A 12,965-nucleotide genomic window follows, 5' to 3' on the forward strand; every position below is an offset into this window, starting at 1 on the left:
AAACAATAATGCGTAATAACTTATTGACATTTATGCTACTGGTAACTGCCCTTGCCCTAAATGGGCAAGAGCTTACCATACCCCAATTATCACAGTATTTGGCAGATAATCCTTTTGTGATGTCTCCAACTTATGCGGGAATCGGAGATCATGTGAAAATTCGTGTAAATGGACTTACACAATGGGTAGGAATCAAAGATGCACCAGATACACAGTCTCTTGCTGCAGACATGCGTATTGGTGAAAAGTCTGGAATTGGAGCCTTGCTTTATAACGATAGTAATGGCGAAACCAAACAAAGGGGGGCCAGAATGTCCTTTGCCCACCATTTGACTTTGGATAGGTACGATGATGAATTCCTCTCTTTTGGATTGTCATATAACTTTAACCAGTTCAGAATTGATATAGAGAATTTTGATGCGCTTGACCCAAGTGTTACCGATGATAGGGCTACAACCAACCACAACTTTGATGTGGGGGTTATGTATCGATACGATAAGTTCTATTTCAGTCTTAATGCTTCAAATTTATTGGATAAAGATCTTACTAGATTCAATCCGGTTTTTGAGCCAAATACGTTACGCAACTACTATGTATATACAGGATATAGATATACCAAAAACAAGAATAGTAAGCTAGAAATTGAACCTTCGGTTTTCTTTCAACTTTTTGAAAGTGATGGTAGATCAGTTACTGATTTAAATGTAAAATTTAGATGGTATGACTTTGAGGATTATTATTATGTAGGTGCTACTTATCGCTTCTTAAATGATCAAATTGGTGACCCGCTTTATGTGGCTCCAATCGTTGGTCTTAAAAAGAATAATTTCTACTTCGGATATTCTTATCAGGTAATCTTGAACGAAATACTTGGTTACAGTACAGGAACACATGTTGTTACCTTAGGGGTTGACCTTTTCCAAGGTATAAGTAATTGTCGATGTACTTACTAGTTCTTTCATTGGTTTGACCTAAGTTTGCGTAAAATAGCATTATTTAATGGGAGTAATCAAAGTAACCAATATCAGGGCGCATGCCCATCACGGGTGTTTGGATGAAGAAAGTATTATTGGTAGTGAATATCGAGTAGATATTACATTGCGCACAGATCTGAAAAAAGCCTCAATTTCTGACAATCTTATTGATACGGTGGATTATGTTCATATAAACCACATTGTAAAGGAGGAAATGAACATTCCGTCAAAACTATTGGAGCATGTTGCTAATCGCATCATAGACCGTGTATTTCTCGAATTGACTACAGTTGATAAAATAAAGGTGTCCGTCTCTAAAATAAACCCCCCAATAGGTGGTGATGTGGAAATGGTTACCGTTGTTTTAAGCTCAAAAAGATCGTGATCAATATTTTTGAAACCTAAGAATAAGGTGCTACATTTGCACCACTAAAATGGCATCGTGGCCGAGTGGCTAGGCACAGCTCTGCAAAAGCTTGTACAGCGGTTCGAATCCGCTCGATGCCTCAAAAAGCTCTCTTAATATTTAAGGGGGCTTTTTTCAATATTTAAAATAAGAACTTACATTTGCAATATTAAAAAAGGCATTGTGACTGAGTGGTTAGGCGAGGCCTCGCAAAGGCTTTTTACAGTGGTTCGAATCCACTCGATGCCTCAAAAAAACCTCTTTAAACAGAGGTTTTTTTTATTTCTGGTTTTCTTGCAGCTATTCTCTAATCTGCTCTATTTTTTCAATTCCCTTTTCAATATTGAATTTATCCTTTGGTAAGAAACCTTTTGTAATAAGCACCAACCCACAAATGATCAATATTATCCCAAGGCCTTTTTTTATTTGGGAAATCAACTTATGTGTTAGCTTACGTTTTAATTGTTTGGCCAATAGTATTTTAAATATATCCGTGGCTAAATAAGCGCCTAGCATTGTGCCAAAAAACACAAGAATACGATTAGGGTCATTATCTAAACTAGGTCCTACAACTATAATTATTCCCAGCCAAAAAACAAGTACGCCAATATTTATGAAATTCAATAAAAAACCTTTTACAAAAAGACTTATATAATCACCTTTTTTTGTTCTTAATGAAGGTTTATCTTTTTTTATATCAGTTTTAAAATAGGTTGTGATTCCATAAACCAATAGAATAACTCCTCCAAAAACATAAAGTCCTGGCTGATTGCTTAGGTTTTCCAATAACTGAAAACTACTGAAATAAGCCACTACAAGAAAAAGAATGTCAGCGAGAATAACTCCAAGATCAAAAACTAAAGCCGCCCTAAATCCTTTGACCGCGCTTGTTTCAAGTAAGACAAAAAAAACAGGCCCAATCATAAAGCTTAATAAAAAGCCCAATGGAATCGCTCCCTGAATATCTTCTAACATCTGCGTGCTTTACATTCTAGTAATTATACCACCAAAAACCGTTTTTTCGTCCATTTTTGTGGGATCACCATAAACCAACACCTCACCACCTGCTTTTACCGTGGCTTTTACATAATTGGTAGCATAAATTTCTGCTTTGGAACCAGCATTAACATTTATGGTTGAAAACTTTGTAATCAGCTCCTTTCCTTGGTAGACTCCTCCTGTATTTATTGCTACATCCTGCAAATCTGCACTACCAAAAGTTTCAATCACACCACCAGTAACCGTTTTTACCAAAAGTTGCTCAACTTCGGCACTTATAGATAATTCACCCCCTTCTTGGGCCTTTAATTCTAAAACATCTTGTTGAATGGGTTCTTTTGAAGAAATTTTTGCGTCTTCATTTACATCTATCACTACTAACTTATTGGTATAATAAACATCAATAAATGTTCTATAACCACTAAACAGTTTTGTAATCTGCATGCGTATTTTTAAAACCCCATCGTTATTGATGATAGCTACATTCTTGGTGTTTACTCCAGTTATAACCGCCTTGTTCTCAGATCCCTTTATTAGATTAATAGATAATCCATCAAAAGCCTTGATTTCTGAAAATGGTTGAAGTTCTTGGGTTATTTTTTCGTCTTGAGCTACTGTTGTTTGTGTTGTAAACAAGAGCAACAAAAGCCAAACCAAATTTTTCATTGTTTCAGTTTTTAGGTATTTTCTTACTAACTTAAACAAAATCTATTCCAAAAGAGGTATTTATTCGTTCTTTCCGATGAGTGAAAAGTCAAGATGACGTTTAATTAAATCTGTATTTTTTACCATTACAATGACTTCATCACCTAATTGATATGTATTCTTAGTTCTTTCACCAACAATAGCGTATTGTTTTTCATCAAAGATATAATAATCACCTTTTATATCTCGTATCCTAACCATACCTTCACACTTGTTCTCAATAATCTCCACATAAATACCCCATTCGGTAACACCAGAGATAACACCTATAAACTCTTTATCTTGATGGTCTTGCATGAATTTTATCTGCATATATTTAATAGAATCGCGCTCGGCGTTAGCCGCTAGGTTTTCCATATCTGAAGAGTGCTTGCATTTATCCTCGTAAATCTCTTCTTTAGCGGATTTACCCTCATCTAAATAATGCTGCAGTAATCTATGCACCATAACATCTGGATATCGGCGAATAGGTGAGGTAAAATGCGAGTAGTAATCAAAGGCTAAACCATAATGCCCAATATTATCTGTTGTATAAATTGCCTTACTCATACTTCGTATAGCCAAGGTATCTACTAAATTCTGTTCTTTTTGACCTTTAACATCCTCAAGAAGCTGGTTTAAAGAAGCACTGATCGATTTTTTATCCTTAAAGTTAAGTTTATGCCCAAACCTAGAGATAATACCATTTAAAGCCATTAATTTTTCCTCATTTGGATCATCATGGATTCTATAAATAAAGGTTTTCTTAGGTTTTTGTTTTCCTATAAACTCGGCCACTTTTCTATTGGCCAATAACATAAATTCCTCAATTAATTTGTTAGCATCTTTAGCTTCCTTAAAATAAACACTTTCAGGCTCATTGTTCTTATTTAGATTGAACCTTACTTCAACTTTATCAAATGAAATTGCACCTTGCTGCATTCTCTTTGAACGCATAATCTTTGCTAACCTATCTAATGTTAAAGTGGCATTTACAATATCCTCAGAAACAGAATACCCATTTCCTCTTATTGATATTTCGTTAGGAATACTTCCATTTCCATTTTCAATAATATATTGCGCTTCTTCATAAGCAAACCGCTCATTTGAATCTATTACTGTTCTACCAAACCATTGATTCTTTATAATCGCCTTATCATCTAATTCAAAAATGGCGGAAAACGTGTATTTTTCCTCATTAGGCCTTAACGAACATGCATTATTGGATAATACTTCAGGCAACATAGGAACCACTCTATCCACGAGATATACTGAAGTTGCCCTATCATAAGCTTCCTCGTCTAGAATAGTATCCGGTTTTAAATAATGAGATACATCTGCAATATGAATACCAATTTCATAATTTCCGTTCTCTAAAATTTCAAATGAAAGTGCATCATCAAAATCCTTGGCATCTTTAGGATCAATTGTAAAGGTAAGCACCTCTCTCATGTCCCTTCTTTTAGCAATTTCCTCTGCTTTTATTGAGGTATCCAGTGTATTGGCATATTGCTCAACTTCATAAGGAAATTCATAAGGTAAACCATACTCCGCTAAAATGGAATGTATCTCTGTATGATGTTCACCTGGTTTACCAAGAATACTTGTAATAGTTCCAAAAGGTGAACTTGCTTTATCTGGCCATTCAGTAATTTCAACAACAACCTTATCACCATCCTCAGCTTTACCTATTTTTTCTTTTGGAACAAAAATATCAGTATACATTCTAAAATCCGATGGTCTTATAAAAGCAAAGGTCTTTTGCATGTCTACAATACCAACAAAAGTGGTTTTATTTCTTTTCACCACCTTGGTTATTTCACCTTCTAGTTTCTTACCGTTTCTTCTTGGAAATATATATACCTCTACAGTATCTTTATGAAAGGCTTTTCTTAATTTATTGAACGGAACAAAAACATCTTCATCCATTCCTTCTATAACTATATAAGCATTTCCTCTACCTGTAATATCAACAATACCAGTATGATAGGTTTTAGTGGACGCTGTTGCTTTAAAATGTCCTCTAGTTTCTTCTAAAATTCTCTTTGATTCTTTGAGTTCGGTAAGTTTTTTTATTAATTGATTACGTTCATTGGCGTCATTAACACCAATTCTGGCGGCAATTTGTTTATATGTAAAGCTTTTTTTTGGTTCTTTTTCAAGTACTGTAAAAATTCCTTTTGTTATTTCGTTTTTTCTATGGTTTCTAGCTTTTTTCTTTTTCTTGGACATTAAAATTTTTATTTGAACGGAAAATTACAAATTATAATCCAGTAGATATATTTTGTATACTTTCCTTAAAGTTTATTTGATAATTTATTAGTTATCAACTAATATTATATATATCCATATTTTTTCTTTTAAATTAAAAAACAAAATGATGGTTATGATAGTATGTTAATAGTTGATATAAAAAATGTATTAAAAATACTTTTATATGATTTTGGTATTTTATCTACATCTTATTAGAGGTTTTCTTTGCTTTTAATCAGTCATTTATAATTGTTATCAATAGTGGTTGATAACCTATTTCAACATAAATTTATTGATAAGTTAGTATTTACAAATTGTTAATTAATTAGATATTTAACTTAATATCTTTCTGTTATTATTTTAGAAGTAAATTCTTTTCTTACCAAATAGTTTTGTAAGACAAAATTGAAGATTAAAAACAAAATTTAATTACTACTTTTTTTAGTTTAATTATAAACAAGTTAGTAAGTGATATTGGTAAGTTAATAACAATGTATTAGAATACATTCTAAACTATAAACGTCAATACTTTCCATTTGTTGTTAATAACAATGTATTTGTACATTTGTGGTAAACTCACTCTTACAAAAATGAAAATTTCAATAGGTAATGATCATGCGGGAACCGAATATAAATTAGCTATAATCGGCCTTTTAAAATCAATGAATATAGAAGTTAGCAATTATGGTACCGATGGTACTGATAGTGTTGATTATCCTGATTTTGTACATCCAGTGGCTAAAGATGTAGAGGAAGGAAAAGTGAATTATGGTATAATTATATGTGGAAGTGGCAATGGTGCTTCAATGACGGCGAATAAACATCAAAAGATACGATGTGCACTTTGTTGGAATAAAGAAATTGTTCAACTTGCCCGTGAACATAACGATGCTAATATATTAAGCCTTCCAGCACGGTTTCTTTCACTAGCTCAGGCCTTGGAAATGGTAAAGGTTTTCTTGAACACTAAATTTGAAGGAGGTAGACATGAACGACGTATCGAAAAAATAGCATGTTCTTGATTTAATCTATTTGATACAGGAACCTGTTTGTTTTATATTACTTTTTTAATCAATGGCACATAACCACAATCATTCCCATGCCCATACAGAGTTAAAAGGTAAAAACCTTCTTATTTCTATTTTTCTTAATATTCTTATCACTGTTTCTCAGGTGATAGGAGGGTTAATTTCCGGTAGCTTATCATTATTATCTGATGCCTTGCATAATTTCAGTGATGTATTATCACTTATTGTTAGTTACGGGGCAACACTTCTCTCTAAAAAGAAAGCATCAAGTAATAAAACATTTGGTTATAAACGAGCAGAAATAATAGCTGCGTTCGTAAATGCATCAACATTGATTATTGTGGCCGTTATTTTGATTATTGAGGCTATCGAACGTTTTATGGAACCACGGGAAATTGAATCTGACTTAGTTATATGGTTATCTCTTTTAGGAATTGCAGCAAACGGTTTTAGTGTTTTATTATTGAAAAAAGACGCTGATCGTAATATGAACATGAAATCAGCTTATTTACATCTATTGACCGATATGATGGCCTCAGTTGCTGTTTTAGTTGGTGGGTTGTTAATGAAATTTTATCAAATGTATTGGGTTGACCCAACATTGACATTGGTTATTGCTTTATATCTTATTTATATGGGGTACGATCTTTTAAAAGAATCTACCAAAGTTTTAATGCTGTTTACCCCAAATACCATTCATGTAAAAAATATAGTAGAGACCATAAGTAAAATAAACCCCATTAAAAATGTTCACCATGTGCATATTTGGCAATTGAATGAAGATGAGGTTCATCTTGAGGCCCATATAGATTTCTTGGAGGACATTAAGATTTCAGAATTTGATGTTGTTCTAGATAAAATAGAAGAAGAAATGTATCATAAATATGGAATAAACCATGTTAATATTCAACCGGAATTTGGAAAATGTGATGCTAAACAAATTATAGTTCAAGACTAAAGATGGTTATTACTACAAAAAAATTTAATGAATTAACGAATAGTGAATTGTACGGAATACTTCAATTACGCTCAGAAGTATTTGTTGTGGAGCAGGACTGTGTATACCAAGACCTAGATGGAAAAGACCAAAAAGCTGTTCATATACTTGGGATAAAGGACCAAAAGGTTGTTGCTTATACGAGGATTTTTAAACCAGGTGATTATTTTAATGAGGCAAGCATCGGTAGAGTGGTTGTTAAAGAAAATGAACGAAAATATGGTTATGGCTATGATATAATGAACGCTTCAATAAAGGCCGTTCAAGATAATTTCAATAAAACAACAATTCATCTTTCTGCCCAAACCTATCTAAAAAAATTCTATAATTCTTTAGGGTTTAAGGAAATAGGAGAAGAATATCTTGAGGATGGTATTCCTCATATAGGAATGTTGAGAAAATAGATAAAACCTTTATATTCTAATAGGTGATTTGTTGCTCAAGTTAATGTCCTCGAGCATGTTCTCGGTAAACTTATAGTGCCCTTTTGTGGTTATTATCCTAAATCTATTTGATTTTAATCTACTTAGGGCATCTAAAAACAACCATTTAGATTTTAAAAGCAATGGCTTTTCTGATTTAAGACTAATCTCAAAAATATATTTCATTCCATTTTTAAGCGCCACTATATCTGGGGTTATCTTAACATCGCTACCTACCTTAGCGTATGATTTAGGGGTTTCATAACCATCAATATCCGCTTTTATGCTTTCAAAACCGGTAGCTTCCAAATGATGAATGGATTTTTCTAAAAATTCCTTATTTGCTGATTTTTCTAAACTAATCATAGGTAAAAGATAGTTGAAAAATCTAACAGCAGCAAATTTTATACGTTGATTAACAGTGAATTATAATATAATATTTAATGGAAAATCAAGCGAACAACAATAGATTCAATTTTGTTTAAGACTAACAGAAATTACACCATTTCCGCTTCCCATGCCAAATCTGGTAGCTTCAGACCCGGTTAAAATTTTAATGTTTTTAATATTTGAAACAATAATGCTCTGTAAAACACTTACATCAGAAACCACACCATTAATAACTATTACAGCGCCATTTTTACTACCATTATTGGTAGCGACAAAATTATTACCCCTCATTATAAATTCATTATTAACATAACTAATCTGCGGGAATTTGCCTTTTATTAAATCAATCACATTTGTGTAGCCAAAACCAAAATTGTTTTTTTCTTCATAGTACTTTTGGGCCAAAATTAGATTATCACCCTTAAGATGACCCGCTGTCGCCGCTAATTCAAGATTGCTTTCATCACCATTCAACACCAAATCTATATTCAAGGTGTCTATTATATTTTTGACTTTTATAGTTTTTGTCTTAAACCCGGAGGCTTTAACAATAAGCTTATCTTTTAACCTACATTCAATTGTAAACAACCCTGAATCATCTGAGTATGTGGACCGTTGCTTGTTTTTAACCAACACTTCGGCTTTTTCTATAACAACACCATTAATTGCGGTGATTTTTCCATTAAGTTTTGTTTGTTGGGAACTCACACCTGTGGTTATAAAGCAAATCAAAATTAAAACCGAATAAACATTTTTTATAAAACCCATTAATTGTCAATTATATTCAATTAAAGGTAGTTAAAAAACCTTGTATAACTTTGTTTATGGTGAGTTGAATATATAGTGTTCTAAAACTGCGTATTGTGCCTTACAGGAAATTGTTTGGGAATATCTTCACTTGATTCACCCAGGTTTTGTCTTAAATCAATTTCTATACCCCTTGCTATAGTAGAAATAGGCACATCATTCGCGGTGCCTTCAAAAGGGTTTTCACCTGTTCTGCCTATTCTTTCCATAGTATGGAAGACCCAGGATACAATTACGTAAAAGGGAATTGCCAACCATACGAACCATTTACCAACCATAGGATATACATCAACAAATTCTTTACCAATCTCTGCAAATTGAGGCACTAGTGCCAAGGGTAATAAAAGTACAAATACCCACATAAAAAAATGGTTAAGTGTCGCAAACTGCCTGGGATAAGGAAAGTTTTTTATTCGTTCACTTTTACCTTGGAGCGTAAAAAGCTCCTGTAAAATACTTTCTAGCTCAAGAAAAGAGAATTCCCAAATCACCCCTTGTTCTTTAAGCTCTCTTAAATGATGTGATTGCAGATAAAGAAGTGCTGTTTGTTTATTGTTTTTATTGATGGAATATATCAAATCTTTATCAGAGATATATGGTCTTAGATCATCTTCTAAGTTAGAGTCAAGTTCTGGGGGCCGAATATTCCAATCTTGATTTGTTCTATGGTTTACTGTAGTTTCCCAAGGTTTTGATTCTCGCATTGAGTGTCTTAGAGCAGTCATCCAGGCAATATGGCGATAAGTAAGTGTTTTTATCTCTTTTTGCAACTCTTCTTTACCCAACGGTTTTGCTGAATGCTCATTATTGACCATATCTTGAACAAGCATTCCAAAAGTCCGTGAAGTGTTTACGATACCGCCCCATATTTTTCTCGCTTCCCAAATCCTACCATAGGCGGCATTGTTTTGAAAACCAATCACAAAAGCAACAGCTGTTCCTATTAACGCTAAAGGGGTCCAAGGGATTTTTAACCACACCAAATCAAGAAAATAATAAACAGCGACACAAACGGTGATTATTATAAAGAAAATGATAGTTTCAAAGCGTGTCCACCAGACCATTTGGAGAGTGGAGTAGGTTTTTTTGGTGTACATAATTATAACATTTAGTTGATTTTAGAATATACCACTATTTTAATGGTATGGACATTCTTGAATAATATATCCAAAATTCAGTCGGTTACCATTTCATTTAAGAAAACTTTATTTCTTCCATTTTATGGGGCTCACATCATCATGGTTCAATACACGTGATTTTTCACGATCAATACGCATTACCAATTTACATTCGGGATCCGGACATGTGACCCTTGAATCGGTCTCCATCCAATCAGCCGGATTGTTTTTACGTTGTTTAGTGGGTAATAACGGAATTGTTGATTGTAGCGCATACAAACAAAAATCAGTATTATCTGGCAATGATATTTTTCCACTTTTCAAATAGAATGAATCTCCAACATTCATATTACAAGTGCAAACTCCATAAATTTCTTCTACCACGATACTGAGGTCGTAGAGCTCAAATTGATCCTCGCGAAGTTGTTTTTTACCCATTGTTCATTTTCTTTTTTCTTCTTCCAACCCCAAAAATAATGGTAATAATGGCAACAATCAAAAGGGCCAACGACATAAAATTGAAAAGCCCAACTTGAAATGGACTTATTTGCGGTAGACCAAATTCCTTACCTGTATTGGTCATGTTTGACATCAATATAACCGGAATAAAATACGGAAGAATAAAGGGAAAGATACATGCTATAAGACTTAATAGGTTGGCCCTCCTAATTTTTGGCACCCCCAGTTTGCCTCCAGTTTCCTTAGTGAATTCAGTAACCATTAGTATAGCTACTATACTATGGGTAGTAAGTAAAACCGCCATGCTCATAACAACAGAAATCCAACCTTCTGCTTGTTTTTCCGTTTTGGTTCGCTCGGCCGCAAAATCAACAAGTATTCCCATTAACCCACTTGCTTTCAATGTCGCAACAAGACCCATCAACAAAATGGTGAATATGCTGATGCCCAAGGCTCTATTTATGCCATCGATAATAAAACTTTTTGCTGCAAAGTTTTCAAGATCCAAAGATATGACCTGTGTCCAAGGCAGAAGTCCTAGACAGAGCCCCAATACGGTGCCAAACAATAAACCCAACAGTAAGCCATGCAATAAATGACGACCTTTTAAGAACAGGTAAATGATAAATATGGGAACCAATAGCATAGGAAGTCCTTTAGGGTCTCCAGATAAAACTTCTTGATCTATTTGACCAGGTGTTCTAAACCAATAAGCACTTAAAATATAACAGACCAGTGCCAAAAGCGTTGCCGGAAGAACATATTTTATTCGACTTTTTACGGTTTTCCCGATTTTAGCTTTTTGGCTTAATGCGCTTGCAATCGTCGTATCGGATATTGGGGCAATAAAATCACCAAAAGCGGCACCACCGATAATGGCACCGGCCAAAGTTGGTAAATGGGAACCCAAAATTCCCCCTGTTGGGTAGAGTAGTGGGCTACAGATTAATATAGTGGCAAAACTTGAACCAGTGGAAAGGGAAACAATACAACATATTATAAATGTGGCTATAACGAATCCTATTCCGTTTAAACTCAACAAGTTCGAGGCCCAAATAAGCGCTTCTACAAAACCTGTCAAAGTCATTAATATTCCTATTATTGATGCCAAAATCCAAGCAGTAATCATTATCATTACAATCTTTTGGGACATTCCTGAAATAATAGTTTCGGAAAAACCGTTGCGGTCTTTTGATAAAATCAACCCCACGCTAATGGAGAATAGTAGAACTGGCCAAAACCCACGCTCATCAGGAGCCCCAGACAAGGCTATATATATTACACCGGCAACAAAAATTAAAAAGGGCACTAAAGCGCCCAAGACACCACCATAAAATTTTAGAGGGAGCATTCCCTCTTTCTTTGAATCCAGCTTCACTGTGCTTAGGTTTTGTTTAGGTTATATTTCATTATGGCGCCATGCTTTCCATTTTTATCCCGTTCAAGATGATAGAAAGGTCCTTTAGGCCCTTTACTTTGTGCGACAATACGTTCTATCATTTGCAAATCCTCTTCCTTAAGCGTAAAATGGCCCAATTTCTTTAATCCACTTAGGTGTTTTTGATTTCTTGCCCCAATAATAACACCTCCTACCTTTGGTTTTTGAAGGATATACTTACTGGCAATTTCAGCAATCCCCACATTATATTTAGCTCCTATTTCATTTAACACATTAAGCGCTTCTTGAAAAAGCCCATAACCTCCAAATTCATCGATTATTAAACGGTATTTTACCAATGATCTATTTTCCAAAGGGGATTTGGGATCTGGTGAGCGGTAATAACGATTACTTAGGAATCCACCTGCAACAGTGCCATAACATAGAAAAGGGATGTCATTGTGTTGTGCAATTTTGAGCATATCATGTTCCACTCGATGATCAAGAACTGAATATTGTACTTGGTTCGCTGCAATTGTAACCCCAGCATCAAGCATTTCCTGAATATGGGCCGCATCAAAATTAGTAACCCCTATATGCCTTATTTTACCACTTTTTTGCAAAGCAGTTAGGTGCATTGCAATTTCAAGGTAACGGGGGAAGCTGTAATCCCACCAGGCAAATTGCACCAAATCAAGTCGGTCAACACCTAATCGTTTCAAAGAGCGATCAATTATCCGTGTGGCATCCTCTTTTCTTAATGTCGCCAGAGAACTGTAATCGGGAACATATTTTGTGTGGATTTGTATGGGTTCAAGTTCCCCTGCGGATATTTCATCCTTATAAGTTTTTAAGAACTTGCCAATAAGTTCTTCAACTCCCGTATATATATCGGCACAATCAAAGGTGGTTATACCAGCCTTAACAAAATGGCGCATGTCTTCAAGGGCCTGTCGTTCAGAAATAGCACCATGCCCACCAGCTAGGTGCCAACCCCCTTTTATGACTCTAGAAATCGAATAACCCTGTTGCAATTCTATACGTTCCATA

14 protein-coding genes and 2 tRNA genes are annotated in these 12,965 nt (G+C 34.4%); 7 read left to right on the forward strand and 9 right to left on the reverse strand.

Going from position 1 to position 12,965, the window contains the following annotated elements:
* Positions 1–8: 8 nt before the first annotated feature.
* The 4 genes from FB2170_RS07140 (at position 9) to FB2170_RS17290 (ending at position 1,629) form a co-directional block, all read left to right on the forward strand.
* On the forward strand, positions 9–953 hold the full coding sequence (locus tag FB2170_RS07140) for a type IX secretion system membrane protein PorP/SprF (RefSeq protein WP_049782640.1): 945 nt from the start codon (positions 9–11) through the stop codon (positions 951–953).
* Positions 954–999: 46 nt separating this feature from the next.
* On the forward strand, positions 1,000–1,359 hold the full coding sequence (gene folB / locus FB2170_RS07145) for a dihydroneopterin aldolase (RefSeq protein ID WP_041632730.1): 360 nt from the start codon (positions 1,000–1,002) through the stop codon (positions 1,357–1,359).
* A gap of 51 nt (positions 1,360–1,410) precedes the next feature.
* Positions 1,411–1,481: transfer RNA gene (locus FB2170_RS07150), tRNA-Cys, on the forward strand.
* Positions 1,482–1,557: 76 nt separating this feature from the next.
* Positions 1,558–1,629 (forward strand) — tRNA-Cys (locus FB2170_RS17290).
* A 51-nt stretch (positions 1,630–1,680) separates the two neighbouring features.
* Here the strand turns inward: FB2170_RS17290 and FB2170_RS07155 are convergent.
* The 3 genes from FB2170_RS07155 to rnr are packed head-to-tail and all read right to left on the reverse strand — an operon-like array spanning position 1,681 to position 5,295.
* A complete protein-coding gene (locus tag FB2170_RS07155; protein WP_013305864.1) occupies positions 1,681–2,355 on the reverse strand; it encodes a LysE family translocator in 675 nt (224 codons plus the stop codon).
* A 9-nt stretch (positions 2,356–2,364) separates the two neighbouring features.
* Positions 2,365–3,045 (reverse strand): head GIN domain-containing protein, encoded by a 681-nt coding sequence (locus FB2170_RS07160; protein ID WP_013305865.1) that lies wholly within the window; start codon positions 3,043–3,045, stop codon positions 2,365–2,367.
* A gap of 60 nt (positions 3,046–3,105) precedes the next feature.
* Positions 3,106–5,295, reverse strand: a complete 2,190-nt coding sequence (gene rnr, locus FB2170_RS07165; RefSeq protein ID WP_013305866.1) for a ribonuclease R — start codon at positions 5,293–5,295, stop codon at positions 3,106–3,108.
* A gap of 611 nt (positions 5,296–5,906) precedes the next feature.
* Between rnr and rpiB the strand changes: the two genes are divergently transcribed.
* Genes rpiB through FB2170_RS07180 form a run of 3 tightly spaced genes read left to right on the forward strand, consistent with a single transcriptional unit; the run spans position 5,907 to position 7,745 of the window.
* Positions 5,907–6,338, forward strand: a complete 432-nt coding sequence (gene rpiB, locus FB2170_RS07170) for a ribose 5-phosphate isomerase B (RefSeq protein ID WP_041632732.1) — start codon at positions 5,907–5,909, stop codon at positions 6,336–6,338.
* 52 nt (positions 6,339–6,390) lie between these two features.
* Entirely contained in the window at positions 6,391–7,302 is a 912-nt protein-coding gene (locus FB2170_RS07175; RefSeq protein ID WP_013305868.1) for a cation diffusion facilitator family transporter, read from the forward strand.
* Between the two features lie 2 nt (positions 7,303–7,304).
* A complete protein-coding gene (locus tag FB2170_RS07180; RefSeq protein ID WP_013305869.1) occupies positions 7,305–7,745 on the forward strand; it encodes a GNAT family N-acetyltransferase in 441 nt (146 codons plus the stop codon).
* 9 nt (positions 7,746–7,754) lie between these two features.
* Here FB2170_RS07180 and FB2170_RS07185 read toward each other — a convergent pair whose 3' ends face one another.
* The 6 genes from FB2170_RS07185 to FB2170_RS07210 form a co-directional block, all read right to left on the reverse strand.
* Positions 7,755–8,129, reverse strand: coding sequence for a hypothetical protein (locus FB2170_RS07185; RefSeq protein ID WP_013305870.1), 375 nt, complete (start codon positions 8,127–8,129; stop codon positions 7,755–7,757).
* A 105-nt stretch (positions 8,130–8,234) separates the two neighbouring features.
* Entirely contained in the window at positions 8,235–8,921 is a 687-nt protein-coding gene (locus tag FB2170_RS07190) for a carboxypeptidase-like regulatory domain-containing protein (protein ID WP_013305871.1), read from the reverse strand.
* 80 nt (positions 8,922–9,001) lie between these two features.
* Positions 9,002–10,057, reverse strand: coding sequence for a bestrophin family protein (locus tag FB2170_RS07195; protein WP_041632734.1), 1,056 nt, complete (start codon positions 10,055–10,057; stop codon positions 9,002–9,004).
* A gap of 108 nt (positions 10,058–10,165) precedes the next feature.
* The gene (locus FB2170_RS07200; RefSeq protein WP_041632736.1) at positions 10,166–10,516 is read right to left on the reverse strand and encodes a TIGR04076 family protein; all 351 of its coding nucleotides are present in this window, start codon (positions 10,514–10,516) and stop codon (positions 10,166–10,168) included.
* Positions 10,509–11,915 (reverse strand): Na+/H+ antiporter NhaC family protein, encoded by a 1,407-nt coding sequence (locus FB2170_RS07205; RefSeq protein WP_041632738.1) that lies wholly within the window; start codon positions 11,913–11,915, stop codon positions 10,509–10,511. The genes FB2170_RS07200 and FB2170_RS07205 overlap by 8 nt, the downstream gene beginning before the upstream one ends.
* Positions 11,916–11,920: 5 nt before the next feature.
* Positions 11,921–12,964, reverse strand: a complete 1,044-nt coding sequence (locus tag FB2170_RS07210; RefSeq protein WP_013305872.1) for an aldo/keto reductase — start codon at positions 12,962–12,964, stop codon at positions 11,921–11,923.
* Between the last annotated feature and the right edge of the window lies 1 nt (position 12,965).

The organism is Maribacter sp. HTCC2170, assembly GCF_000153165.2.
Taxonomy (GTDB): Bacteria; Bacteroidota; Bacteroidia; order Flavobacteriales; family Flavobacteriaceae; genus Maribacter_A.